Annotated in this window: 20 protein-coding genes; 14 read left to right on the plus strand and 6 right to left on the minus strand. The window is 55.5% G+C overall.

Translation table 11 applies throughout. From position 1 onward, the window contains the following. The first annotated feature begins 6 nt into the window (after positions 1–6). The 4 genes from ACN0VL_RS05265 to ACN0VL_RS05280 are packed head-to-tail and all read left to right on the plus strand — an operon-like array spanning position 7 to position 5,117. On the plus strand, positions 7–1,530 hold the full coding sequence (locus ACN0VL_RS05265; protein WP_417615209.1) for an ABC transporter substrate-binding protein: 1,524 nt from the start codon (positions 7–9) through the stop codon (positions 1,528–1,530). A 60-nt stretch (positions 1,531–1,590) separates the two neighbouring features. After that, complete coding sequence (locus tag ACN0VL_RS05270; RefSeq protein WP_417615211.1) at positions 1,591–2,514, plus strand: ABC transporter permease; 924 nt, start codon at positions 1,591–1,593, stop codon at positions 2,512–2,514. 3 nt (positions 2,515–2,517) lie between these two features. Next, positions 2,518–3,378, plus strand: a complete 861-nt coding sequence (locus ACN0VL_RS05275; RefSeq protein ID WP_417615213.1) for an ABC transporter permease — start codon at positions 2,518–2,520, stop codon at positions 3,376–3,378. Further along, positions 3,375–5,117, plus strand: a complete 1,743-nt coding sequence (locus ACN0VL_RS05280; protein ID WP_417615215.1) for a hypothetical protein — start codon at positions 3,375–3,377, stop codon at positions 5,115–5,117. The genes ACN0VL_RS05275 and ACN0VL_RS05280 overlap by 4 nt, the downstream gene beginning before the upstream one ends. Before the next feature lie 198 nt (positions 5,118–5,315). Here ACN0VL_RS05280 and ACN0VL_RS05285 read toward each other — a convergent pair whose 3' ends face one another. Together ACN0VL_RS05285 and pabB are read right to left on the minus strand one after the other, a co-directional pair. Continuing rightward, entirely contained in the window at positions 5,316–5,882 is a 567-nt protein-coding gene (locus ACN0VL_RS05285) for a CoA pyrophosphatase (RefSeq protein WP_417615217.1), read from the minus strand. A 274-nt stretch (positions 5,883–6,156) separates the two neighbouring features. After that, positions 6,157–7,542, minus strand: coding sequence for an aminodeoxychorismate synthase component I (gene pabB, locus ACN0VL_RS05290; RefSeq protein ID WP_417615219.1), 1,386 nt, complete (start codon positions 7,540–7,542; stop codon positions 6,157–6,159). 192 nt (positions 7,543–7,734) lie between these two features. Here pabB and ACN0VL_RS05295 point away from each other — a divergent pair, with 192 nt between their 5' ends. Continuing rightward, the gene (locus tag ACN0VL_RS05295; protein ID WP_417615221.1) at positions 7,735–9,258 is read left to right on the plus strand and encodes a fumarate hydratase; all 1,524 of its coding nucleotides are present in this window, start codon (positions 7,735–7,737) and stop codon (positions 9,256–9,258) included. A gap of 206 nt (positions 9,259–9,464) precedes the next feature. Here the strand turns inward: ACN0VL_RS05295 and yccX are convergent, their stop codons facing one another. Further along, positions 9,465–9,737: an acylphosphatase gene (gene yccX, locus ACN0VL_RS05300; protein WP_417615223.1), complete on the minus strand. Its 273-nt coding sequence runs from the start codon at positions 9,735–9,737 to the stop codon at positions 9,465–9,467. Positions 9,738–9,813: 76 nt separating this feature from the next. Between yccX and ACN0VL_RS05305 the strand changes: the two genes are divergently transcribed. The 4 genes from ACN0VL_RS05305 (at position 9,814) to ACN0VL_RS05320 (ending at position 14,082) form a co-directional block, all read left to right on the plus strand. Beyond that, positions 9,814–11,007: a class I SAM-dependent methyltransferase gene (locus tag ACN0VL_RS05305; RefSeq protein ID WP_417615225.1), complete on the plus strand. Its 1,194-nt coding sequence runs from the start codon at positions 9,814–9,816 to the stop codon at positions 11,005–11,007. A 140-nt stretch (positions 11,008–11,147) separates the two neighbouring features. After that, on the plus strand, positions 11,148–12,185 hold the full coding sequence (gene selD / locus ACN0VL_RS05310) for a selenide, water dikinase SelD (protein WP_417615227.1): 1,038 nt from the start codon (positions 11,148–11,150) through the stop codon (positions 12,183–12,185). Position 12,186: 1 nt separating this feature from the next. Continuing rightward, positions 12,187–13,281: a tRNA 2-selenouridine(34) synthase MnmH gene (mnmH, locus tag ACN0VL_RS05315; protein ID WP_417615366.1), complete on the plus strand. Its 1,095-nt coding sequence runs from the start codon at positions 12,187–12,189 to the stop codon at positions 13,279–13,281. Between the two features lie 168 nt (positions 13,282–13,449). Continuing rightward, complete coding sequence (locus tag ACN0VL_RS05320; RefSeq protein ID WP_417615229.1) at positions 13,450–14,082, plus strand: MBL fold metallo-hydrolase; 633 nt, start codon at positions 13,450–13,452, stop codon at positions 14,080–14,082. 130 nt (positions 14,083–14,212) lie between these two features. On the opposite strand, the gene ACN0VL_RS05325 is transcribed toward ACN0VL_RS05320, so the two are convergent. Then, a complete protein-coding gene (locus ACN0VL_RS05325; RefSeq protein WP_417615231.1) occupies positions 14,213–14,821 on the minus strand; it encodes a hypothetical protein in 609 nt (202 codons plus the stop codon). A gap of 285 nt (positions 14,822–15,106) precedes the next feature. Between ACN0VL_RS05325 and mepA the strand changes: the two genes are divergently transcribed. The 3 genes from mepA to glpD are packed head-to-tail and all read left to right on the plus strand — an operon-like array spanning position 15,107 to position 18,983. Further along, complete coding sequence (gene mepA / locus ACN0VL_RS05330; RefSeq protein ID WP_417615233.1) at positions 15,107–15,889, plus strand: penicillin-insensitive murein endopeptidase; 783 nt, start codon at positions 15,107–15,109, stop codon at positions 15,887–15,889. Positions 15,890–15,900: 11 nt separating this feature from the next. Continuing rightward, the gene (glpK, locus tag ACN0VL_RS05335; protein ID WP_417615235.1) at positions 15,901–17,403 is read left to right on the plus strand and encodes a glycerol kinase GlpK; all 1,503 of its coding nucleotides are present in this window, start codon (positions 15,901–15,903) and stop codon (positions 17,401–17,403) included. 59 nt (positions 17,404–17,462) lie between these two features. Then, positions 17,463–18,983, plus strand: a complete 1,521-nt coding sequence (glpD, locus tag ACN0VL_RS05340; RefSeq protein ID WP_417615237.1) for a glycerol-3-phosphate dehydrogenase — start codon at positions 17,463–17,465, stop codon at positions 18,981–18,983. Between the two features lie 34 nt (positions 18,984–19,017). On the opposite strand, the gene ACN0VL_RS05345 is transcribed toward glpD, so the two are convergent. Both ACN0VL_RS05345 and ACN0VL_RS05350 read right to left on the minus strand, forming a co-directional pair. Beyond that, entirely contained in the window at positions 19,018–20,184 is a 1,167-nt protein-coding gene (locus tag ACN0VL_RS05345) for a mechanosensitive ion channel family protein (protein WP_417615239.1), read from the minus strand. A gap of 299 nt (positions 20,185–20,483) precedes the next feature. Beyond that, positions 20,484–20,816 (minus strand): hypothetical protein, encoded by a 333-nt coding sequence (locus ACN0VL_RS05350; protein ID WP_417615241.1) that lies wholly within the window; start codon positions 20,814–20,816, stop codon positions 20,484–20,486. A 725-nt stretch (positions 20,817–21,541) separates the two neighbouring features. Here ACN0VL_RS05350 and ACN0VL_RS05355 point away from each other — a divergent pair. Next, positions 21,542–22,090, plus strand: a complete 549-nt coding sequence (locus tag ACN0VL_RS05355; RefSeq protein ID WP_417615243.1) for a hypothetical protein — start codon at positions 21,542–21,544, stop codon at positions 22,088–22,090. Between the two features lie 502 nt (positions 22,091–22,592). Further along, the gene (locus ACN0VL_RS05360; RefSeq protein ID WP_417615245.1) at positions 22,593–23,645 is read left to right on the plus strand and encodes an MBL fold metallo-hydrolase; all 1,053 of its coding nucleotides are present in this window, start codon (positions 22,593–22,595) and stop codon (positions 23,643–23,645) included. The last annotated feature ends 70 nt before the right edge of the window (positions 23,646–23,715 follow it).

Consider the following 23,715-nt stretch of genomic DNA (forward strand, 5'->3'; position numbering starts at 1 on the left):
ATAGCCATGAGACAAGAAAAATTGTTTACCCGAACCCTGATCGCGAGTGCCTTGATGCTGGGCTCGATTGCGGCCCAGGCCAGCACCCTGACCATTGCCTCACCCCAGGATCCGGGCAGCTGGGACCCTATTGATACCTTCTTGGTCAACTGGTCCTCTGTGGCCACCAATATTTTTGATGGGCTGACCTATCGTGGCCCGGATTTGAAACTGGTGCCCGGCCTGGCCACCGCCTGGGAAGAGCTGGATGACGGCAAGCGCATCCGCTTCAGACTCCGTGAAGGAGTGACCTTTCACAATGGTGAACCCTTCAATGCCCAGGCGGTCAAGTTTACCTTCGACCGGCTGCTGGGTGAAGAAGGTGCTCGTGGACCCCAATCTTCCAACTACAGTGCCATCAGCGAAGTCAAGGTCATTGATGACAACACCATTGACTTTCACCTCGCCCAGCCCGATCCGGTGCTGCTGACCAAGCTGGCCGGATACGGTGCCATGATAGTGCCGCCGGCCTACATCGCCGAGCATGGGGATGAACACTTCAACCGCAACCCCGTGGGCACCGGCCCCTTCAAGCTGGCCGACTATACCCCCAGAGAAAACGTCCGTCTGGCCGCCTATGAAGACCACTGGGGCGGCGCTCCCAAGCTCGAGCAGGTGAATTATCGTTTTATCTCCGAGCCGGCGACGGCGGTGGCCGAGCTTCAGGCTGGCCGGGTCGATATCGTGATCCCGCCCACGATTCCGATCGGCATGATAGAGACCATCAAGAGTCACCCCTCGCTGAGCATCATCAGCGTCGCCAGCCCCACGGTAGAAGCGCTGCGGTTTAATACAAAGTCAGGCATTACTGCCGATGAGCGCGTGCGCAAGGCCATCATAATGGCGGTTGATCGCGATGCCATCATTCACTCCATACTGGCGGGTGAGGCTGAGAGTATTGCCAGCTTCCAGGGCGCGCTGTCATTCGGCCATGACCCCGAAATGAAGCCCCTTCCCTATGATCCTCAGCAGGCAAAATCCTTGCTGAAAGCAGCCGGTATCAAGCCGGGTACCCAGCTGCAGATTGATGTGCGTGGTAATGACTCGACCTTTGGCGAGGTCGCGCAAGTGGTGGCCTCCTACCTGCAGATGGTGGGCCTCAATGCCAGCATCCGCCCTTATGAGACCAATGTGCTGCTCAACGATATCATTCCCGCCGGGCGCACCGGTGATATGTTCCAGCAGAAATGGGGAGGCTGGACCTTCGATTATGATAATACCGCCTATCTGATGTACCACACGGGCGAACGCTGGAATCCCTATGACAGTGACCCCAAGCTGGACAGCATGCTGGAAGAGCAGCGCAGCCTGACCGATCAGGCCAAGCGTGAACAACTGCTGCAGGAGATTGCCCGATATACACAAGACCGGGCACTGGAAATTCCCCTCTATAACGTGAATGCCCTTTATGGTGTCAACAATCGCGTGCAGAACTTCCAGGCCGCTCCCGATAATCGTCTGCGTCTGACCGACGTCTCTATCGCAGAATGATAAAAGCGCCGTCACCTGCATGACCATGCAGGTGACGGACACATTTAAAGGAACTATCTTGTGGCACGATTCTTACTCTACCGTATCTTTCAGGCATTTTTTGTCATCATTGCCGTCACCCTCATCGTCTCTTTCGCCATACGACTCACCGGTGACCCCGCGCTCATGCTGTCTCAGGGTGCCGGCAGCGTGACCGAAGAAGACCTGGCCAACATTCGTGAGGCCCTGGGGCTGAATCAGCCTTTTCTGGCGCAATACATGGACTTTCTCAAGGGGCTGCTGGTCGGCGATCTGGGCCAGAGCTTCATGGGCGGGATCTCGGTATCCGAGCTGGTAGCCCGAGCCCTGCCGGCCACCCTGGCACTGGCCTTTACCTCGTTAATCGTCTCTATCGTGATTTCCATCCCCCTCGGCATCAAGGCCGCCACTTCCCGCGGTCGCTGGCCGGATCAGCTTATCCGCATCCTGTCGCTGGTGGGACTGTCATTTCCCAACTTCTGGCTGGCCATCATGCTGGTGCTGCTGTTTTCCATCACCTTTTCCTGGCTCCCCCCCAGCGGCATGGAAGGCTTTGCCAGTTTCATCATGCCGGCCGCCACCATGGGCATCATACTGACCGCCACCAATGTGCGCCTGGTTCGCACCACCATGCTGGAAACGCTCAACGCCCAGTACGTCATGGTCGCCCGGGCCAAGGGGCTTTCGGAAAACGTCGTGCTCTACAAACATGCATTACGTAATTGCTCCATCCCGTTAATCACCTACTTTGGCCTCCAGTTTGGCGGTCTGCTGGGAGGCATAGTGGTCATCGAGCGTGTGTTCAACTGGCCCGGTCTGGGCACCCTGGCCTTTGATGCCGTGGCTGCACGAGACTATCCCGTGTTGCAGGGGGTAATCACGGTACTTTCCATGCTCATCATTTCGATCAACCTTATCGTCGATATAGCTTACGGACTCGTCGACCCTAGAATGCGTAAGGGGTAGCCCATGACCACTCAATCTTTATCCGGGACTAACCGGTTTAAAAAATTCAAGAGCCTGGAGTTCATTCTCGGTGTCTTTCTGTTGGGCAGCATCGGGCTGGCCGTGCTGTTCTCCGGCTGGTTGTTTCCTGACGGCGGCACCCAGATCAACCTGGCCATGCGTCTGACCCCCCCCATGACCGATATGGCGTATCCTTTGGGGACAGACCCCCTTGGCCGTGACATTCTGGCCAGGGTTATTATCGGCAGTGAAATATCCCTAAAAGTGGGTATCTACTCTTCTCTGGGCGCGGTCGCCCTGGGGATCATCATGGGCTTGATTTCCGGCTATTACGGGGGCTTTATCGATGCGCTGGTGATGCGCTTCGCCGATGTGCAGCTGGCCCTGCCCTTTATTCTGCTGGCGATCACCTTTATTGCGGTGCTCGGGGGTGGCCTGACCAACATGATTATTCTGCTGGTCATCTCACAATGGGTGCAGTACGCCAGGCTGGTGCGTGGCTCTGTACTGTCCCTCAAGGACAGGGAGTTCATTCTCTCGGCCAAGGCCATTGGCGTTAAGGATATCCGTATTCTGTTTCAACACCTGTTGCCCAACCTGATCGGCCCGGTGATCGTGCTGGTGACCCTGAACGTGGCCAACAACATACTGCTGGAAAGCAGCCTGACCTTCCTCGGTCTTGGGGTCGACCCCATTATTCCCAGCTGGGGTGGCATGCTGGCCGAAGGACGTACCTACCTGCAATCGGCCTGGTGGGTCAGCGTGTTCCCCGGGTTGGCCATTCTGCTCACCGTGCTGGGGCTGAATTTACTGGGTGACTGGTTGCGCGACACCCTGGATCCCACCGGGAAGACCTCGATATGAACAAGATGATGCTACAACAAGAGTTTGACCGTACGCTGGAGCAGCTGGTTCAGCGTTATGGCTGCGATGCCTACCGGGGCTACCATTTGGAAGCCTGGCTGTTTGAAGACCAGGCCAGCCGCCGGGCAGCAGAACAGCGCCTGGCCAAATTCGGCGTGGCGGCGCGCATTCGCAGTGCCTACAAGCCCCTGGTGCATGCCTTTCTGGAGGACATCTCCCTGGAGGGCGTGGCGTCAGTCCATATCCGCTACCCTCGTCTGCCGGAGTTGCCGCAACGCTTCTTGCTGGAAGCCTATCCGCTGGCCGCCCTGATCGGTGATGTGCGTCTTGAGTGGGAAGCGGTCGACACAGAAGCGCTCTGCTACGAGCTCACCATGACAACCCATAGCGGCCAGCAACAGAGCCTCAGGGTGGAAGCGCCCAACCGCCGCCATCGGGATCATATTGGTGCCCCTCAGGTGTCGCCCTGTGGCTGGCTCAGGTTGAGTTCACCGACTGGTGAACTCAGTGAGACCAGCCTGCTGACCGAATATGAAGCCCTGTTCAACAGCACCATGGAGTGCCTGAAAAACCATGCCTGGGGGGATCAGGTTCCCTGCTTCGAAGAGCTTAATTTTACCGTTAGCCTGCCGGCAGCCGAAATGCCGCTGCCCTATGGTCACGAAACCATCAGCCTGCATGAAGCGCTTCATGAAGAGCTGTATTTCTCCTGTCTGGAGTTTTTCCAGCAGCGTGCCGGCCTGCCTCTGGGTGACCGCACCCTGAAACCGGGGCAAATAGTGCCGGAGATCCTCTGTGCCGAAGGCAAGCCCCGCCTGGAAATCAGCCTACGCCCACTCGATACCGAAGATCCGGTACGCCTCCGGGTGTCTCTGGATCAGGCGCCTCATGCCCTGGACAGCCGCCAGATAGCGGAACTGCTGGCGCAATTCCCGGGCACCCGGCTGGAGACACACAGCCGGGCTGGCCGTCCCGTCAGGGCCGTGCACTGCGCCGGAGACGACGCAGCCGTGATCATCAGTGCGGCACAACACGCCAATGAAACCTCCGGAATCGTGGGTGCCCTCCGTGCCGCCCGAACATTGCAGCAGCGAGAGAACTGTCATTTTGTGCTGTCTCCGCTGGAGAATCCGGATGGCTATGCCTTGCAGGGCCGTCTGATTGCCACTCAGCCCAGCCACATGCACCATGCGGCTCGCTATACCGCCTTCGGGAACGATCTGCAGAATCAGCCCAGAGGCGGCCAGTACGAACATGCCATTCGGGAGCAGGCCGAAGCCGTCAGCGGGGCCCGGTTACATATCAACCTGCATGGCTACCCTGCCCATGAATGGACCCGCCCTCTGACCGGTTATGTGCCACGGGGCTTCGAGATGTGGACCATCCCCAAGGGTTTTTTCCTGATCCTGCGCCATCACGCTGCATGGGCCGAGACCGGCAACAAGCTGCTGGAGGAACTCACTCAGCGGCTTGCCAGGGTACCAGGGCTTACCGAGTTCAACCGTGAGCAAATTCAGCTCTTCGAGACCCATGCCGGCAAGCTGGACTTCCCCATCATCAACGGCTTTCCCTGCCTGATATCGGAAGACAACACTCAGGGGACTCCCTTGATGCTGATCACCGAATATCCGGATGAAACCGTTGAGGGAGAGGCCTTCATTCAGGCCCATAACGCCCAGATGGAAACCATACTGGCCGCCTATGATATCTGGCAGTCGCTGGATAAACCTTCGGCGTGAGGCGTGAGGCGTGAGGCGTGAGGCGTGAGGCGTGAGGCGTGAGGCGTGAGGCGTGAGCCAGCATGCTAGGCGCTGCCACCGCTGCCAACAATGCAAAAGCCCGGTCACCCCGGGCTTTTTCGTTTACTCCTGCCGCCTCACCCCTTACTCCTCACTTCTTACTGCTCATCCCTTACTCCTCACCCCTTACTATGTCCGTTAACGTGCAACCTGAAGGGCAAACTGATGGATCACGGCGGCGGTGACGCCCCAAATCCACAGCCCGTGCCAACGAATGAATACTATCTGATGGCGGCTACGGTCTTTGCGACGCAGATGAAAGGTATGGTGGTGGCGCAGGTCCAGTATGTAATCGAGCGGCACCCGAAACACCTCGTCGACTTCGGCAGGATTCGGCTTGAAGTTCGGCGAGCCCTCAATCAACCCGACGAAAGGCGTGAGCGCAAAGCCCGATATCGTATATTGCGCCTGCAGTTGTGCCAGTGGCTGGCACTGCTCTGGCAACAGGCCTATTTCTTCCCAGCTTTCGCGCACCGCCGTGTGCCACAGGCTAGCGTCTGTGCTGTCGGCGCGTCCGCCCGGAAAACTCACCTGCCCCGGATGATGGCGCAAATGTCGACTGCGCCGGGTTAATACCAGCTCCAGTCCCCGCCCGGTTTGCAGCAAGGGCATCAGCACCGCCGCCGGAAAGGCATGCGGCGGCAAGTGCGGATCCGGCAACGGAGGAATCAGGTTAATGCGCGTTTTCAGTTCATCTAATGTCATGCTTCAAAACCTAAAGAGCTATTTCTGCCACGGAACCCACGGAAGAACACGGACGAAGAACAAACGATAAAGAGTAAAGACCTCACTTGGCCCCCCCTCACGATTACACTTCGCATTATGTGAAGTAAGGCCTTACCAAGTCAAAGTTCGTTCTTCTTGGGCCTTTATCTTGATTTTTCCGTGGGTTCCGTGGATTCCGTGGCGAAGAAATCTTTAGTGTTTGTCTTTAGCCGATCGCTGACAGCTTACGGCTTAACGCTGCCCAAAGGGCCATTTATAACTCGGATAACACCGGCAGAATCTTGCCCAGCTTGTCGAAGAGCTCCTGATACTCGTCGTCGGCTTGAGAGTCTGCGACCACGCCGCCGCCCGCCCAGCAATACAACTGATCCTGCTCGGCCACCAGGGTGCGAATGGTAATACTGGTGTCCATGCGGCCATGGGCGCTCAGGTAACCTATGCTGCCGCAATAGGCGTGACGCCTGTGGGTTTCCAGCTCTTCGATAATCTCCATGGCGCGCACCTTGGGTGCGCCGGTAATGGAGCCCCCCGGAAAAGTCGCCGCCAGCAAGTCGGCGCCGCTCAGCCCGGCGACCAGTTCACCGGTAATGGTCGACACCAGATGATGCACCGCCGGAAATGACTCAATGGCAAACAGCGAGGGCACCTTGACCGTACCCGGCACACACACCCGGCCAATATCGTTGCGCAGCAAATCCACTATCATCAGATTTTCGGCACGATCCTTGGGGGCCACCGCCAACTCTTCAGCCAGCTGCCGATCCTGTTCGGCGGTTACACCGCGCGGGCGCGTGCCTTTGATGGGCTTGGTTTCAACGCGCCGCCCGTCCAGGGCAATAAACCGCTCGGGAGACAGACTCAATATACTACTGGTGGGCAATTGCAAAAAGGCCGAAAATGGCGCCTGATTATGGGCGCTTAAATGGCGATACGCCTGCCAGGAATCGCCACTAAACCGGCTGTTAAAGCGCACCGTCAGATTAATTTGATAGCAATCCCCCGCCGCCAGATAGTGCTGCACCCGATTGAAGCTGTCTTCATATTGCGCGGCAGTTTTATTGGCGTGCCACTCATCGGTCAATCGAAACGAGCCGGTTACGGGTGACTCGGCTGCAAGCTGTGCTTGCCACCAGGACAGTCGTGCACTTAACGCGGCGTCGTCACCCAGCACCAGCAGGTGCGCCTGCTTTTGCTCACTATCAATCACCCAGGCCCAATTCACCAGCGCCACCGCCATATCCGGCGTGGCCAGTTCATTAATGGCACGACTTGGCAGACTCTCCAACCGCCGCCCCAGATCGTAACTGAACAGGCCCAGCGCTCCGCCGGCAAAGGGCAAATGCTGATAGGCCTCGGGCAAGGTGACCGAGCCAATCAGCTCGTCTTGCCATGCTTTTAATAATGCAAAAGGCGACTCGGTCGAGGTTTGATGTGCCCCCTCATGCTCGATCACCGTTTCATTACCCCGGGTCACCAAGGTGGCGAGCGGCTCGGCGCTTAAAATATGAAAGCGGCTATCTGCGCCTTTGGCCGCTCCCGATTCCAACAACATGGCCCAGGGGAGATGGGCGATAGGCGAAAAAAAATCATGCACCGAGCCGCTAAACGGCTGGCTGTGAATGTGTAAAGACAGTCCCATTTGTAATCTACTCGACAATTTTGGCATCTGGTCTGGCGCTTGGGCTGGCCAGCCTAGGGCCGCGAAGCGTATCATAGCGGGCATTATAACAATACCGAGCTTAGCTGGGTGCATTGTGTTTATACCGAGAACAATAAAGTAAAAACCGATGCGCCTTCACCCAGAGCAAATGCCAAACCTCGTGAGGAAGCCATGAGCATTATCAAGAAGCAGGATTTTATCGACTCAGTCGCCGATGCCCTTCAGTATATTTCTTACTATCATCCGCTGGACTTCGTGCAGGCGCTGGAAAAAGCCTACAACAAAGAACAAAGCCAGGCGGCCAAAGACGCTATCGCACAGATTCTCATTAACTCGCGCATGGCCGCAGAAGGCCAGAGACCCTTGTGCCAGGACACCGGCATAGTGACCTGTTTTGTCAAAATCGGCATGCAGGTGCAGTGGGACAGCGACCTGACCGTTCAGGAAATGGTCGATGAAGGCGTACGCCGCGCTTACAGCAACCCCGACAACCCGCTGCGCGCCTCTATTGTGTCCGATCCTGCTGGTCGCCGTATCAACACCAAAGACAACGCCCCTGCCGTGGTACATATCGACATGGTGCCCGGCGGCGAAGTGGAAGTGGCCATTGCCGCCAAAGGCGGCGGTTCTGAAAACAAATCCAAGATGGTCATGCTCAACCCCTCCGATGATGTGGTGGAATGGGTGCTGAATACCCTGCCCACCATGGGCGCGGGCTGGTGCCCACCCGGCATGCTCGGTATCGGCATTGGCGGTACCGCCGAAAAAGCCGCCGTGCTGGCCAAGGAATCCCTGATGGACCCGGTGGACATTCACGAGCTGATTGAGCGCGGTGCCGAAACCACCGAAGAAAAGCTGCGTCTGGAAATTTTCGAGAAAGCCAACAAGCTGGGCATTGGTGCCCAGGGCCTGGGCGGCTTGACCACTGTGGTGGACATCAAGATCAAGTCGGCCCCTACTCACGCCGCGTCCAAGCCGGTAGTGATGATCCCCAACTGTGCCGCTACCCGCCACGTGCACTTTCACCTCGACGGCTCGGGCCCGGCTGAATTAACGCCACCCAAGCTGGAAGACTGGCCGGAAGTGACCTGGGAAGTGGGTGAAAACGTGCGCCGTGTCGACCTGAATACCGTCACCCGTGACGAGATCAAAGAGTGGAAAATGGGCGAAACCGTGCTCTTGTCCGGCAAGCTGCTTACCGGTCGCGATGCGGCACACAAGCGCATTCAAGAAATGCTGCACAACGGCGAGCCCCTGCCGGTTGATTTTAAAGACCGCTTTATTTACTACGTGGGCCCGGTGGATGCCATTGGTGACGAAGCGGTCGGCCCTGCCGGCCCCACGACTGCCACCCGCATGGACAAGTTTACCGACATGATGCTGGAGCAGGCCGGCCTGATAGGCATGGTCGGCAAGGCGGAACGTGGTCCCGCCACCGTTGAGTCTATCAAGCAGCATAAAGCCGTGTATCTGATGGCCGTGGGTGGTGCCGCTTATTTGGTCGCCAAGGCGGTGAAAAATGCCCGCGTGGTGGCCTTTGAAGACCTGGGTATGGAAGCCATCTACGAGTTTGACGTAGAAGACATGCCAGTCACGGTCGCCGTCGACAGCGAAGGCCACAACGCCCACGTCGCCGGCCCCGCCATCTGGAAAGCCAACATAGAAGAGCTGGATGCACGACTCAGCGAACTGTGAAGCGTGAAGCGTGAAGCGTGAAGCGTGAAGCGTGAAGCGTGAAGCGGGAAGCGTGAAGCGTGAAGCGGGAAGAGTAATGCAAAACACCGAGCGGTAAGCTCGGTGTTTTTATTTGTTTTGGCGCCCGGCGCTGTTTTTATTTAACTGACCGCTTCTGGCTTAAAGCTGACGGCTTTCTGTCCCTTCACCCTTCGCCGGCTGTTGCCTTAGCCGGTATCAAAATGACGGTGCTGGGCCACTTCTACATCTTCCTCGCTAATACTCTCTACATTGGCATTGCTCGGGCCCTGGCGTAACCAGTGCACCAGCTGCCTGACCTTGGCTGCTTCGCCTTCGGCCCACACCACCACCCGGCCATCGGGTAAATTGCGCGCATAGCCGGTGACGCCCAGCCGTTCGGCCTCGCGCTGGGTATTGAAGCGAAAGCCCACTTCCTGCACCTTGCCGCTGACATAAATTATTTTCGCAATTTCGGTCATTTTTCTCCCTCCCTGTTTGTGCTTTACTCAACATCTCTCTAAAATTATCGCCCTTTTCTTATCAACAGCCAAGCCTATGACCACCTCAGTGACACTTATCGCCGGACGTGAAAAATCCCTTCTTCGCCGCCATCCCTGGGTATTTTCGCGTGCCGTCGACAAGGTACAAGGCCAGCCCAATGCCGGTGATACGGTAGACATTTTAAGTAGTAAAGGCCAGTGGCTGGCTCGTGGTTTTTACTCTCCACAATCACAAATTCGCGCTCGGGTATGGAGTTTCGATAAAAACGAAACCATAAACGACGCCTTCTTCTTGCGCCGACTGACCCGCGCCAAAGCCAGTCGCCAGGCATTGATCGACGAGCAGGGCCTGACTGGCTATCGCTTGTGTGCCGCCGAATCCGACGGTTTGCCTGGCGTGACCATAGACGTATATGCCAATGTGGTGGTGTGTCAGCTGCTCAGCACAGGTGCCGAGCGCTGGCGTTCCGCCATCGTAAGCGCACTGACCAGCCTGTATCCCGAAAGCTGTGTTTACGAGCGCTCCGATGTGGCCGTGCGTAAAAAAGAAGGCCTGAAAGAACAAAGAGGGGTACTGGCCGGCACCCTGCCCAGCCAACCGGTGATCATCGAAGAAAACCAGGGCGTACGGATTCTGGTGGATGTAGAACAAGGCCATAAAACTGGCTTTTATCTGGATCAACGCGATAACCGCCGTATTGCCGCCCGCTACTGCCAGGGCAAACGCGTCCTCAACTGCTTCAGCTATACCGGCACCTTCGGCGTGTATGCCCTGAAAGGCGGCGCCTCCGAAGTCGTCAACGTGGATATGTCCGAGTCGGCACTGGCGCTGGCCCGGCAGAATGTCACGCTCAACAAGCTGGATGTAAGCCGTGCCCAATTTGAGCAGGCCGATGTATTCAAGTTGCTGCGCAGCTATCGCGAACAAGGCCAGCGCTTCGATGTGATAGTGCTGGATCCACCAAAATTTGCCGAGAGCAAAGCGCAGCTCAATGGCGCCTGTCGCGGCTATAAGGACATCAATATGCTGGCCTTTCAGCTGTTGAATGCCGGTGGCACCCTGTTGACCTTCTCCTGCTCGGGCCTGATGACCCAGGACTTGTTCCAGAAAGTGGTCGCCGACGCCGCCCTGGATGCGGGCCGCGACGCCCAGATTCTGGAGCGTCTGAATCAAGCAGCCGATCACCCCATTGGCACCGCCTACCCGGAAGGTCACTACTTGAAAGGCCTGGTCGTCCGCGCCTGGTAACAGCCTGGCGGCACAAGAAAAGGCGCAAGGTGTGAGGAGCAAGCACCTTTCGCCTGACGATTCCCGGTTCACCGTGTTCACACCTCCCGGTGTTAGGAGTAACATAAGGGCTTTCTGTTAGTGACCTCAAGGAAGCCCAAGTGGAACCCATTCGCCTCACTCAATACAGCCACGGCGCCGGCTGTGGCTGCAAAATATCCCCCAAGGTGCTCGACACCATATTGCACAGCAAGCTGCCCCGCTTTAATGATCCTCGCCTGATCGTCGGCAACGAAAGCCGTGACGATGCCGCCGTGGTGGATGTAGGCAATGGCATGGGGATTATTTCTACGACCGACTTCTTCATGCCCATTGTTGACGACCCCTTTACCTTTGGCCGCATTGCCGCCACCAACGCCATTAGCGATGTCTATGCCATGGGCGGTACCCCCGTGATGGCCATTGCCATTTTAGGCTGGCCGGTGAATGTGCTGGCGCCCGAAATAGCGCAACAAGTGATTGATGGTGGCCGTCAGGCGTGTAGGGATGCCGGTATTTCACTGGCTGGCGGCCACAGCATTGATGCGCCCGAGCCCATTTTTGGTCTCGCCGTCACCGGGCAAATCGCTCTGGATCAGGTTAAGCGCAACGACACCGCCACCGCCGGCGACCTGCTGTTTCTGACCAAACCACTGGGCATTGGCATTTTGTCGACCGCACAAAAGAAAGGCGTCTTGCTGCCCGAGCACGCCACCCTGGCCGCCGAGGTGATGTGCCAGCTAAACAAACCCGGTCAGGACTTCGCCCAATTAGCCGGCGTCAGCGCCATGACAGACGTCACCGGCTTTGGCCTGATGGGCCACCTGGTAGAGGTGTGCGACGGGGCCAATGTGAGTGCTACCCTGTACATGGACAAGATCCCGCTGCTGCCTGCAGTCGATCACTATTTAGCGGCTGGTGCCGTACCCGGTGGCACCCTGCGCAACCTGGATGCCTACGGTCACAAACTGGCGCCCCTCACTCAGCGCCAGCAGCATATTTTATGCGACCCACAAACCAGTGGCGGTTTGCTGGTGGCGGTCAACCCCGGTGCCGTGAATGACTTTTTGCAGCTGGCAGAGCAGCATGACTTGCAACTCACTGCCATTGGCGAGCTGACGGCACCCGGCAAACACCGTATCGAGGTGCTGGGTGAGTAATGTGACCCAACGCCCCGAGCTGACCGCCGATTACGATCAGCTTCTGGCCGAAGATGTGCCCCTGCTCGACCTGCGCGCCCCCATCGAGTTTATCGAGGGGGCCTTTCCCTGCGCCAGCAATCTGCCGCTGATGATGGATGACGAACGAGCTCAGGTGGGCACCTGTTATAAACAGCATGGCCAGGCCGCCGCCATTGCTCTGGGCCACAGCCTGGTGACCGGCGCGCTGCGCGAGCAACGGCTGCAAGCCTGGCTCGACTGGTTGGCAGCCCACCCCACTGGCGTGATCTATTGTTTCAGAGGTGGTCTGCGCAGCCAGACCGTACAGCAGTGGCTGGCCGAAGCCGGTCGCCCCGTCACTCGGGTGCAGGGGGGCTACAAGGCTCTGCGTCGGCGTTTGCTGCAGGAAATAGACACCGGCTTCGAGCAGCCCGGTTTTGTGCTGTCGGGCCTGACCGGCAGCGGTAAAACCGACTGGCTGCAGCGCACACCGCTGGCGCTCGATCTGGAAGGCTACGCGCATCACAGAGGCTCCAGCTTTGGTCACTGGGACGAACCGCAGCCCACTCCCATCGACTTTGAGAATCGCCTGGCCATTGCCCGGATCAAGCAGCGGCGGGCGGGCTTTGAAAGCTGGCTGGTGGAAGACGAAAGTGCCATGATCGGCCGCTGCCCGCTGCCCAAACGGGTATATGAGCGCATGCAGCAAAGCCCTATCCTGTTACTGGAAGTGCCCTTCGAGCAAAGAGTGCGGCAAATTCAGCATGATTATGTCGAGGTGATGCTGCGCCACTTTAACGGTGATCTATCGCGGCTTGGCAGCTACCTGCAAGACAGCCTCAAGCGTTTGTACAAGCGTCTGGGCGATCGGGACTGGCGCCGGCTATCGCAGCAAATGACTGATGCCGTCAACCAGCAGTTACTGGGGTATGGCAGCGACGGTCATCAGGAATGGATAAGCGAGCTGCTCAACCGCTATTACGACCCTATTTATCGCCGTCATCAAGTCGATAAAGAAGACCGCATCGTGCAACGGGGCAACGAAGACGAACTGGCCCACTGGCTGGCCTGCCAGCCACAAAGCGAGACTGCGTAGCGACCAGTTTTATGTTAAGTGCAATCCCTGCGTAATGTGAAGTGTAAACCGTGAAGGGTAAAGAGGAACACCAGACGAGGTGCTCCCCCTTTACTCTTCACCCTTTACAACTTCGCCGATGGCTGTGATTGACATCTGTTTTATCGAATGACTTGAGGAAACAACATAATGCTAAACCGCGTTACCCTGCCGGTGACCGCCTTTGCCCAGAACTGCAGTCTGGTATGGTGCAGCGCCACCAACAAGGCGGCATTGATTGATCCCGGTGGTGAGACCGACCGTTTACTGGCCGAGATCAAAAACCGTCATCTGACGCTTGAGTCGATTTTGCTGACTCATGGGCATCTGGATCATGTCGGTGCCACCGGCGAGCTCATTGCCACCGAGTCGGTGCCGGTGATTGGCCCGGGTCAGGATGATGCCTTTTGGATCACCGCCCTGGTTCAGCAAGTACAAATGTTTGGCTTTGCGCCCGTCCCACACTTTACCCCGGATTTGTGGCTAAAGGCCGGCGACAGCGTCACCGTGGGCAATGAAACCCTGGAGGTGTACCACTGCCCGGGGCATACCCCGGGACATGTGGTGTTTGTACATCAGGAGCAAAAACTGGCATTTGTCGGTGATGTACTGTTTAACGGTGGCGTGGGGCGCAGTGACTTTCCCCGTGGCTGCCACAGCACCTTGATCAACTCGATTATGCACACCCTGCTGCCGCTGGGCGACGACTTTACCTTCGTGCCCGGCCACGGCCCCGAAAGCACCTTTGGCCACGAGCGACTGCATAACCCGTACCTGCGGTAGACGTACCGCCGTGAAGGGTGAGTTGTAAAGAGTGAGGCGAACACCGAAGGCACCGCTTCTTTCGCCGTCATCCTGACGAACGTCAGGATCTTGGTTTTCTCCTCACTCCTCACCCTTCACGGCTTTTCATTCAGTCCCAATCGTCGTCGTCCTCTTCTTCCTCTACCACTTCCGGTGTGACCACGGCGGGGCCCAGTACCGACACCGCGGCCAACAGCGCACGACGCTTGTGCCAGTTGCCCACAAAGCCAAAGCGGTAACGGTCTTCATCCAGTTTAAAGCGGTCTTCAACCTGGGTACCCAGGGTTTCCTGGACCAAGGCCAGCTCGGCGTCGTTCAAGGACAAGTCCAGAGTAAACGCAATAATGGCGCCATCGTGGCCCGGTAGTTTACCCTTGTTGACCGCACACACCCGATCCCGCGGCATGGCAACCGCCTGTTTGCTGAGGCCGTTCACCAAATACAATTGTTGATCGTCAAAGGCCAGGTTAATCAGCCGCTGACGGCTCCAGCTCGGTGGCCACAAGCTCAGTAACAGTACTGTGCCACCAAACACTATGCCCACCCAGTGGATCAGGCCATAGCCGGCTTGTCCGTCCCATAATGACCACCCCACCGCGGCCAGGCTGGCCAGCAACACCAGGCTGTGCGTCAGGTAGAATCGAAGCGCCGGCGGGCATAATACAAAGGCCAAAGGTTGCGCCAATAATGAGGGTAACGGCAAGCGCTGTACTGTCATGGGATCGTCCATCAAACAAAAGGTGCCATACCCTAGCAAAAAAACACGACGCCATAAATAATGGTGCCAAGAACATTAAAATGCCATGGTTCAATATAGCGGTCAGTCTGCTTCTTGGGCGGCGCGGAGGCTCGGCGGAGCAGACACCCTCTGCCTTCCCATTGACACCGGCGTTATCTGTCAGTGTTGTTCACAGAAGACGCGGTGCCTAAAGGAGGTGGCTGGGATGGTGTGATAAAAGCAGCATGAAAGATTGGCTGCTTTTTCAGCGCAAGGAGAGCAAAGATGAGTAAATGGTTTAGCCCGTTATGGCTGGTTTTACTGGCTGGCGCAATACCGAGTCTGGGCTGGGCGCAGGCGGTAGGTGGCTATGCTGCGGGGTGTCAGTTTGATGCCAGGGCATTGCCTGCCAAGGGCCCCGGCTTTTATGTGATCCGGGGCAGCCGAGAGCGCTTTTATGGGCAGCCGGCGCTCATCGACTACCTGCAAACCCTGGGCAAAAAAGTCGAGCAGGCGCAGTTGCCGCCCATGCTGGTGGCCGATATTGCCAGGGAACGGGGCGGCCCCTTTGCTTCTGGCCATCGTAGCCACCAAACCGGACTGGATGCCGATATCTGGCTGCGCTCACCTCCAAAGCCCCCCCACCCTCGCAGGTTAGAAAACATTTCGGCGGTCGATATGGTGAATCACTCGCTGTATATTCTCAGCCCGCAGTTTACCGATCGGCAGCGCCAGCTGATTGCCCTGGCCGCGCAGGATCCAAGAGTCAGCCGCATTTTTGTGCACCCATTAATCAAACAGGCCATGTGCAATACTTATGGTCAGGCACCCTGGCTGAATCGATTGCGCCCCTGGTTTGGTCATTCAAGCCATTTTCATGTGCGCCTGCATTGTCCAGCGGGTGACAAACACTGCGAGCCACAGCCCAAAGTGGCACCCGGTACCGGGTGTGGCAGCGAACTGACCAGCTGGATCAGGGATAAAAGCGGCGCCCTCAGCAGCAAGGCCCCTGGCAAGCCCTATCGTCCTGTATTACCCGAACAATGCCAAGGTTGGGTTAAGCCATAAAGGAACCTACTATGTCATCAGCAAAACGCTATGTGATCGCACTGGATCAAGGCACCACTTCGTCGCGCGCCATTATCTTTAACGATCAGGCGCAGATAGAGGGCAGCGCACAACGCGAGTTTGCCCAGATTTATCCTCAGTCTGGCTGGGTCGAGCACGACGCCATGGAAATCTGGGCCAGCCAGCGCGCCACCCTGACCGAGGTACTGGCCCAAACCGGCATCAGCCCAGAGCAAGTTTCCGCCATTGGCATTACCAATCAGCGCGAAACCACCGTTATCTGGAACAAGCACACCGGTCGCCCGATTCATAACGCCATTGTCTGGCAATGCCGACGCACCGCCGACCTCTGCGAGCAATTAAAGGCCGACGGCCTGAGTGACTATGTGCAAGACAATACCGGACTGGTCATTGATGCCTATTTTTCCGCCACCAAAATAAAATGGTTACTGGACAACGTCGAAGGCGCGCGCGAGCAGGCAGAGCAAGGCGAACTGCTGTTTGGCACCATAGACACCTGGCTGGTCTGGAAGCTGACCGAAGGCCAGGTGCACATTACCGACTACACCAATGCCGCTCGTACCATGCTGTTTAATATCAAGACGCTGCAGTGGGACACCACCCTGCTGGCAGCCCTGGATATTCCCGCGGCACTCTTGCCCGAGGTCAGACCCTCCTGTGAGGTATACGGTCATGCCCGGCTGGGAGGCAGCCTGGGTGGAAAAATCCCCATTGCCGGCCTGGCCGGCGATCAACAGGCGGCCCTGTTTGGCCAGCTATGCGTACATAAAGGCATGGCCAAGAATACCTACGGCACCGGCTGTTTTTTGTTGCTGAACACAGGGGAAAAACCGGTTCGCTCCCGGCATGGCCTGTTAACCACCCTGGCCATCGGAGCCAAAGGCGAGGTCAACTACGCGCTGGAAGGCTCGGTCTTCATGGGCGGCGCCATTATTCAATGGCTGCGTGACGAACTGGGCTTGATCCGTTCGGCTGACGATACCGAGTATTTTGCCAGCAAGGTTGCAGATACCAACGGCGTTTACCTGGTGCCGGCCTTCGTTGGCCTGGGGGCACCCTATTGGGATCCCTACGCCCGTGGCACCTTGATGGGCCTGAGCCGGGGCGCCAATCGTAATCATATTATTCGCGCCGCCCTGGAGGCCATCGCCTATCAGAGTCGCGATGTGCTGGACGCCATGCAACAAGACGCCGGCCTGACGCTGACAGAGCTGAAAGTGGACGGCGGCGCCGTGGCCAACCCGGTATTAATGCAGTTCCAGGCCGATATCAGCCATACCGACGTCATTCGCCCTCAGATACTGGAAACCACCGCTCTGGGCGCGGCGTTTCTGGCCGGGCTGGCGGTGGGGGTATGGCAAGATACCGAGCAGCTGGCACAGACTCTGAGGCAGGATACACGCTTTGCGCCCACCATGAGCGAATCGCAACGGGACACCCTGTATCAAGGTTGGCAAAAGGCGGTAGCCCGTTCACGGCACTGGATAGAATAGCCCGGCTCCGGGTTTGCTAACCTTATGTAAAGGCCGTAACCGCTTAATAAGGAAACTTTATGCCTGCAGACTATACAGAGGTAGATGTACTGGTCATTGGTGGCGGCGTAAATGGTGTGGGTATCGCCATGGATGCCGCCGGCCGCGGCCTGAAGGTGGCGCTGTGCGAAATGCATGATCTGGCCTCGGCCACCTCGTCCAACAGCAGCAAATTGATCCACGGCGGCTTGCGCTATCTGGAGTATTATGAATTTGGTCTGGTGAAAAAATCCCTCGCCGAACGAGAAGTATTATTGGCCAGCGCCCCCCACATTATGTGGCCCCTGCGCTTTCGTCTGCCCCATCAACCGCATTTACGGCCGGCTTGGATGATCCGTATCGGCTTGTATCTGTACGATCACCTGGCCAAACGCGAACAGTTACCCCGCTCGCGCAGCCTCTGCTTTAATGCCACCAGCCCATTAAAAAACAGCATTAAAATTGGTTTTGAATATTCCGACGGCTGGGTAGATGATGCCCGTCTGGTGGTACTGTGCGCCATGGCGGCACGCCAGTATGGTGCCGAGATCAAGCCCCGTACTCGCTGTATCCAGGCCCGGCGTCAAGACGGAAGCTGGCAGGTCACGCTGGAAAACACCGAGGCCGGCGGTCACGCCGCCCAACAAGAATCTTATCGCTGCAAAGTACTGGTCAATGCCGCCGGCCCCTGGGCCAGCTCGATGTTTGACGAGGTGCTCGCCCAGCCCGCCCCCAGACAACTGCGCCTGGTAAAAGGCAGTCATATTGTAGTGCCACGGCTGCACGATGAGCCTCATGCCTATATTTTGCAACATACCGATAATCGCATCGTCTTTGTGATTCCCTATGAGCAGCAGTTTTCACTGATTGGCACCACGGATGTGGACTATCAGGGCGATCCGGCCCAAGCAGCAATAGACAGCGCAGAGGTTGATTACCTATGCCAGGTGGTGAACGATCATTTTAAACAGCAAGTCAGCGCCTGTGATGTGGTGTGGAGCTATGCCGGGGTGCGCCCCCTGCTCGACGACAAAAAAGCGGACAACGAAGCGGCAGACGACGCACAAACAGCCTCGCGGGACTACACCTTCACCCTGGATGCGCCCCGGGGAGAGGCCCCTCTGCTCTCGGTGTTCGGTGGCAAGCTCACCACCTACCGGCTGCTGGCCGAAGCCGCCGTTGATGCCATCAGCCCGTTCTTCTCGCAGGCCAGCGGCCCCTGGACCAAGACCGCCATTCTGCCCGGCGGTGATTTTAGCTCACAACCCGCCCTCATTGCCGAGTTACGCCAGCACTACCCCTGGTTGAGTCACGCGACGCTGCAACGCTTCGCACGCAGCTACGGTCAGCTCTGTCAGGTTTTTTTGCTCGGCTGCAAGGAAGCAAGCGAGTTGGGCGAGCACTTTGGCAAGGAGCTGTATCAAAAGGAAGTGGATTACTTAATGGATCAGGAGTGGGCCTATAGCGCCGACGATATTCTCTGGCGCCGTACCAAACTGGGGCTGGTACTGACCAGAGAGCAACAAGCTCGCCTGCAGCAATATGTGCAGGCCAGGCGGTAAACTCTGGCGTTTTATGACACACAGCGCCAGCACATCAGTGCTCGATATCGCTATTCTTGCCGGCCGTGCTTTGCCTGAATTCCGGGTTCAGCCAGGGCTCCAGCCCTTTGGCTTCATCAATAAACAGCTGCAAATGCGGAAACGGCATTTCGATGCCCGCTTCATCCAGCCCCTGCTTGATGCTTTCCAGCAACTCGCAGGAAATGCGACCTTTTACTTCCACATCCTTGGAGTTCACCCACACCTGGGCACTCAGGTTTAACGACGAATCCGCCAGCTCGCGCAGCTGTATCCGTGGCTGCATTTGTTCATTGGTGATCACCATGGGATGTGCCGACAACAGGGGCATGATCACCTCGCGGGCGTGTGCCACCGACTCTTTATAGGCAATGCCCAGGGGAATACGAATGCGGGTCGGTCCTTCCACACTGAAGTTGACGATATCCGAGGTGGCCACTCGTTCGTTGGGGATCATGGTGAAGACGTTGTCTCGGGTACGTAGCCTGGTGGTGCGAAAGGCAATGCGCACCACCCTGCCCTCTTCGCCATGGATTTTTACCCAGTCGCCAATGCGAAACGGCCGCTCTATCAACAAGGTAATACCGGCAATAAAGTTGGCCAGGGTAGACTGGGCCGCAAAGCCCACCGCAATACCCACTATCCCCAAACCGGCCACAATCGACAGCACATCGAACCCGAACTGGGCCAGTACCGTAATGGTACCCATGGCAACCAGCGCCACCGACAGCGTATTCTTGCACAACTGCTCTAGCGAAGAATCAATATGGTGGCGAGACAGGTTCGAAGTTAAGCCACGCGACAGCAGTACCCACAGCACGTAAAAAGCCAGCGCCATCAGCCCCGCCCGGGCCGCACCTTTCAGCACGCCGTCGGTGGCGTTATATTGCGCCAGAATCGCAATGACCACCGCCAAACCCAGTAAATAGCGCAACACCATTCTGGCGGCAATAAACGGCCTCTCACCGTAACGGGATCGCCCCAGCAGCAGTTTAAGCAGGCTGGCCAGCAACCAGTACAAGATCCCGAACAACAACAGTATCATCACCGATACCAGCAGCTGGCCCACGACCATGACTGCAAATTCCTGCCAGTTCAATTCGCTCATGCCCAGGGCATTACTGGTATCTTGCAGGCTTTCCTGAAACTGTTCCCACAATAGGGTAAAACTCGAAGTCGCCATCTGCACATCCTTGTTTTACGGAGAAGATTCTTCACTTAATAGCCACTTATACTATAGCGGTTAGTGTGCAACCGAGGCAGGTTAATCGCGCCGTGGACACAGCAAGCTGACGGCACCGCCAAGGGCCCAGATAATTAACGACAGCAGCATCTCCGGTCGTTTATGCATGACATTTATCTTCATTATTTTTATGTTCATCACCCTTGGCAAAATCTTCGCCAGGTTAAAGCGCCATGCTATTGAAAGCACCAAGCCCCTTTTATTGGCGGGGCCTGGCGCACAACGCAAACGCTCACACGTTAGTTTATTTTTTGCAGCCTAATATTCATAAAATCATTTCCCTGTTGCAGGGTGTTGTCATCGATAATTTTCCAGGCTTGCTCTTCGCCACCATTTTTAAATACCAAATAGCGTTGTCCATTGTCTGACTGGCGTACCAATATTTCTTCAAACCGGGTGCGCTCTCCCTCAGATTCAATATAATCGCGACCGATAATGATATGGTGGCTTCCTATCAGCTCGGAGAACACATTAAGCAACTCATTCCCCGATCCGGCCCTGGCTTTATACTCTCCTTCAAAGCCATGATCGCATGGCCGACAGCAAGCCAACACATAACGCCAGTACTGCATATTTTAAAAACTTCATCAAAAAACCTTATTGGTAACATGGGTTATCGATAACAACAGAGCCTTCAATATCAATGAATGAAAGTGCCTCCTGCCTCAGCTACGGTTGCCGCACCTCGGCATTATATAACTAACGTCACTCGATAGTGATAAGACAGGTCGGATAACGACAGGGCAAAATCACCACCAATACTGGATATTTCCAGTAACAAGACACCATCAGCACTGAGTTTGCCTTCAACCAACCTTGACTCTTGCTGGGGGTTCTAGCGTCAAATTGCGTCGTTGAGAACGATATACTGCAGTCACATCCCTCCTCGCTTTAAAGGCCTAGTTTCATGGTCACCTAAAGATTACGTTTTTAAATACGGCTGCTTGCTAGCCATTCAACATGCTTTTTAAAATGCTCTGCAGCTCAGGCAGGACGCCATGATAGCGGTATCGGCCCGAGCGGAACATGGCTGCCGGTCAATATTTTTTTGCTATCAGGGCGCGCAGTTCAAGAATAAAGTTAAAGCTATCAAGCTGTTAAGCCAGTGAATTATCTTGTGAACCTATTTGACTTTTCACAGTCCGGTCGCTACACCTAGATAGTGATTTGCATGGGGAGCAGTATTCAGATGCATGTTCTCTCATCAATCATGGCACTTGGCTTATTCGATATGTAGTGCACCAAAAACTTACTATGTGAATCTGTTTAGTCGACACGTCGACACGAGGAGTTTTTCATGAAAACGTTCAAGAAAATTTCAATTGCACTCTGTGCCAGCGCCATCATGATCCCTGCCTTAGCACAGGCTCAAGGCATGCACGGTCAAGGTTACGGCCCTAAAATGGGCGATCGAGAGTTTTCTATTGGTGGTGCAGGTAGCAGCGATAAGAACTTTGACAACGGTGGTTTTGGTATCGCCGCTGACCTGGGTTGGTATTTATCCGACAGAACCGTAGCCGGTGTACGCCAGAGCGTAAGCTGGGCTGCTGTAGATAACGGTGACGACGCATGGCAAGGTAGTACCAAGGGCTTTATTGACTACCACTTTGGTGCCAACCAGGTTCGTCCTTTCGTGGGTGCCACTTTAGGTGCAATCTACGGCGACGGCGTAAAAGAGACCGGTACCGCAGGTGTAGAGCTGGGTATGAAGTACTACGTGCTACCTACTACCTTTATTCAGGCTCGTGCCGAATACAGCTTCTTGTTTGATAGCAGTGACAGTGCCACCAAGAACTACGACAACGGTCGCTGGGACTATGTAGTCGGTATGGGTTATAACTTCTAACCTGCAACTCATTACTCAATAAGCACAGCAAACAGTCAGCCCCAGCGGCTGACTGTTTGCTATCTGTTACTTGCTGAACGATGCCACCACTCTACCGATCCCATCTCATTACCCCGTCTCCACTCACGTCCCCACGTCTCTTCTCATCATGCCTGCTTATCCCTCGTCATACCGAACACATTGGCTATGTACCAGTTCAGTGTACCAGCTTCGATAACACACTGTTTTTATTAGAGTTATTTTAACCATGAAAGAGCCTACACTAAGGCTGATACGCGGGTAAACACAGTTAACTCATACATAGCCAAACACATTAAACACCTGCTCAAGTGTTGGGCCGGAGCGCCAGAGGTAACACAGCCACCTTCCAGAATAACCCTAGAAAAGCAGGCGATTGTTAAATATTTGTATATAAATGTACGAATAAGTGAATATCTTTGTTTTTAACAAATGGTAAATTCAAACGACGTTGATTCAAAACTCGTAAATTCAAGGATATTCTATGAGCAACAAAATAAAAAAAGGAATGAAAGTTTACACCCTTGGTACCGGGGGCGGGCCGATTGTTTCGAGTAGTCGCGCTGGCATTTCTACAGCTATTTGTGTTGATGATGCTACCTATATTATAGATTGTGGAATGGGGAGTATTAGAAATTACCGCTCGCATTCTAGCTGGAGTGATTTACGTTCTATTTTTATTACACATCATCATTCAGATCACATTTATGATTTAGGATCATATTTATTTACTGGATGGCAGGTTCCTGGTGAATCCTTTTCTAGACCGATTGAAGTGTATGGCCCGGGCAAGCCACCTCGTGTCCCAGCTCTAAATGAGCAACATTATGCAGAGGTTGCCTGTCGCACGAAAGATCATGCAATGATTGGCACAGCAGAAATGGTTGAAGGTCTGATTAAAAATGTATTTGCTTCAGACATTGCCATCCGCATTGCTGATGAGGGACGCTCGGATCCCAGGGAATGGATAAAAGCGCATGACATTGTGATTCCGGATGAAGCAAAGGCTGATCCAGTCACAGCAAGACACCCTAAGATGGAACCCTTTGAAATATACAGGGATGAACATGTGATTGTTTCTACAATCCTGGTGGATCATAGACTTTGTTATCCAGCATTTGGGTATCGTATCGACTCTCGTTATGGATCAGTGGTTGTTTCCGGTGATACCGCATACTCTGAAAACTGTATTCGTCTTGCTAAAGATGCAGACATCCTATTGCATGAAGTAATTGATCTTGATGCCATTCTGGAGACATTCCCAGAGGGAGATACTCGAGAAGGGATTGCAGTACATTTAAAAGAGTCTCATACCTCCTACGAAGACGTTGGTAAGGTTGCAGAAAAAGCTGGTGTCAAAAAATTGGTATTACATCATATAGTACCTAATGTTCCTGATATCGCTGATACAGACAAGATGATTCGTGTTGCCAGCCTGGACTTCTCTGGTGAAGTACATGCCGCAGAGGATAATGACTGCTTTGAAGTCATAAGAGAAAGTGCCTCCAAGGTTGTCGAGGAGGATTTGGTTTTTTAAATCAAATCAGCTTGCTATTAACCTGGTTCATTAATAAGGCATGCTTCCCTTATTTACAGCAGAGCCGGCC

Origin of the sequence: Oceanisphaera sp., from assembly GCF_048268965.1 — a bacterium.
In the GTDB taxonomy this organism is placed as follows: domain Bacteria; phylum Pseudomonadota; class Gammaproteobacteria; order Enterobacterales; family Aeromonadaceae; genus Oceanimonas.

Bases quoted from the DNA above. Each gene is read 5' to 3' on its own strand.
- ACN0VL_RS05350 (WP_417615241.1), bottom strand. From the start codon at position 20,816: ATGCAGTACTGGCGTTATGTGTTGGCTTGCTGTCGGCCATGCGATCAT.
- ACN0VL_RS05320 (WP_417615229.1), top strand. From the start codon at position 13,450: ATGCTAAACCGCGTTACCCTGCCGGTGACCGCCTTTGCCCAGAACTGC.
- ACN0VL_RS05265 (WP_417615209.1), top strand. From the start codon at position 7: ATGAGACAAGAAAAATTGTTTACCCGAACCCTGATCGCGAGTGCCTTG.
- ACN0VL_RS05325 (WP_417615231.1), bottom strand. From the start codon at position 14,821: ATGACAGTACAGCGCTTGCCGTTACCCTCATTATTGGCGCAACCTTTG.
- pabB (WP_417615219.1), bottom strand. From the start codon at position 7,542: ATGGGACTGTCTTTACACATTCACAGCCAGCCGTTTAGCGGCTCGGTG.
- ACN0VL_RS05360 (WP_417615245.1), top strand. From the start codon at position 22,593: ATGAGCAACAAAATAAAAAAAGGAATGAAAGTTTACACCCTTGGTACC.
- ACN0VL_RS05305 (WP_417615225.1), top strand. From the start codon at position 9,814: ATGACCACCTCAGTGACACTTATCGCCGGACGTGAAAAATCCCTTCTT.
- glpD (WP_417615237.1), top strand. From the start codon at position 17,463: ATGCCTGCAGACTATACAGAGGTAGATGTACTGGTCATTGGTGGCGGC.
- ACN0VL_RS05295 (WP_417615221.1), top strand. From the start codon at position 7,735: ATGAGCATTATCAAGAAGCAGGATTTTATCGACTCAGTCGCCGATGCC.
- glpK (WP_417615235.1), top strand. From the start codon at position 15,901: ATGTCATCAGCAAAACGCTATGTGATCGCACTGGATCAAGGCACCACT.
- ACN0VL_RS05280 (WP_417615215.1), top strand. From the start codon at position 3,375: ATGAACAAGATGATGCTACAACAAGAGTTTGACCGTACGCTGGAGCAG.
- ACN0VL_RS05345 (WP_417615239.1), bottom strand. From the start codon at position 20,184: ATGGCGACTTCGAGTTTTACCCTATTGTGGGAACAGTTTCAGGAAAGC.
- ACN0VL_RS05285 (WP_417615217.1), bottom strand. From the start codon at position 5,882: ATGACATTAGATGAACTGAAAACGCGCATTAACCTGATTCCTCCGTTG.
- mepA (WP_417615233.1), top strand. From the start codon at position 15,107: ATGAGTAAATGGTTTAGCCCGTTATGGCTGGTTTTACTGGCTGGCGCA.
- ACN0VL_RS05355 (WP_417615243.1), top strand. From the start codon at position 21,542: ATGAAAACGTTCAAGAAAATTTCAATTGCACTCTGTGCCAGCGCCATC.
- ACN0VL_RS05275 (WP_417615213.1), top strand. From the start codon at position 2,518: ATGACCACTCAATCTTTATCCGGGACTAACCGGTTTAAAAAATTCAAG.
- yccX (WP_417615223.1), bottom strand. From the start codon at position 9,737: ATGACCGAAATTGCGAAAATAATTTATGTCAGCGGCAAGGTGCAGGAA.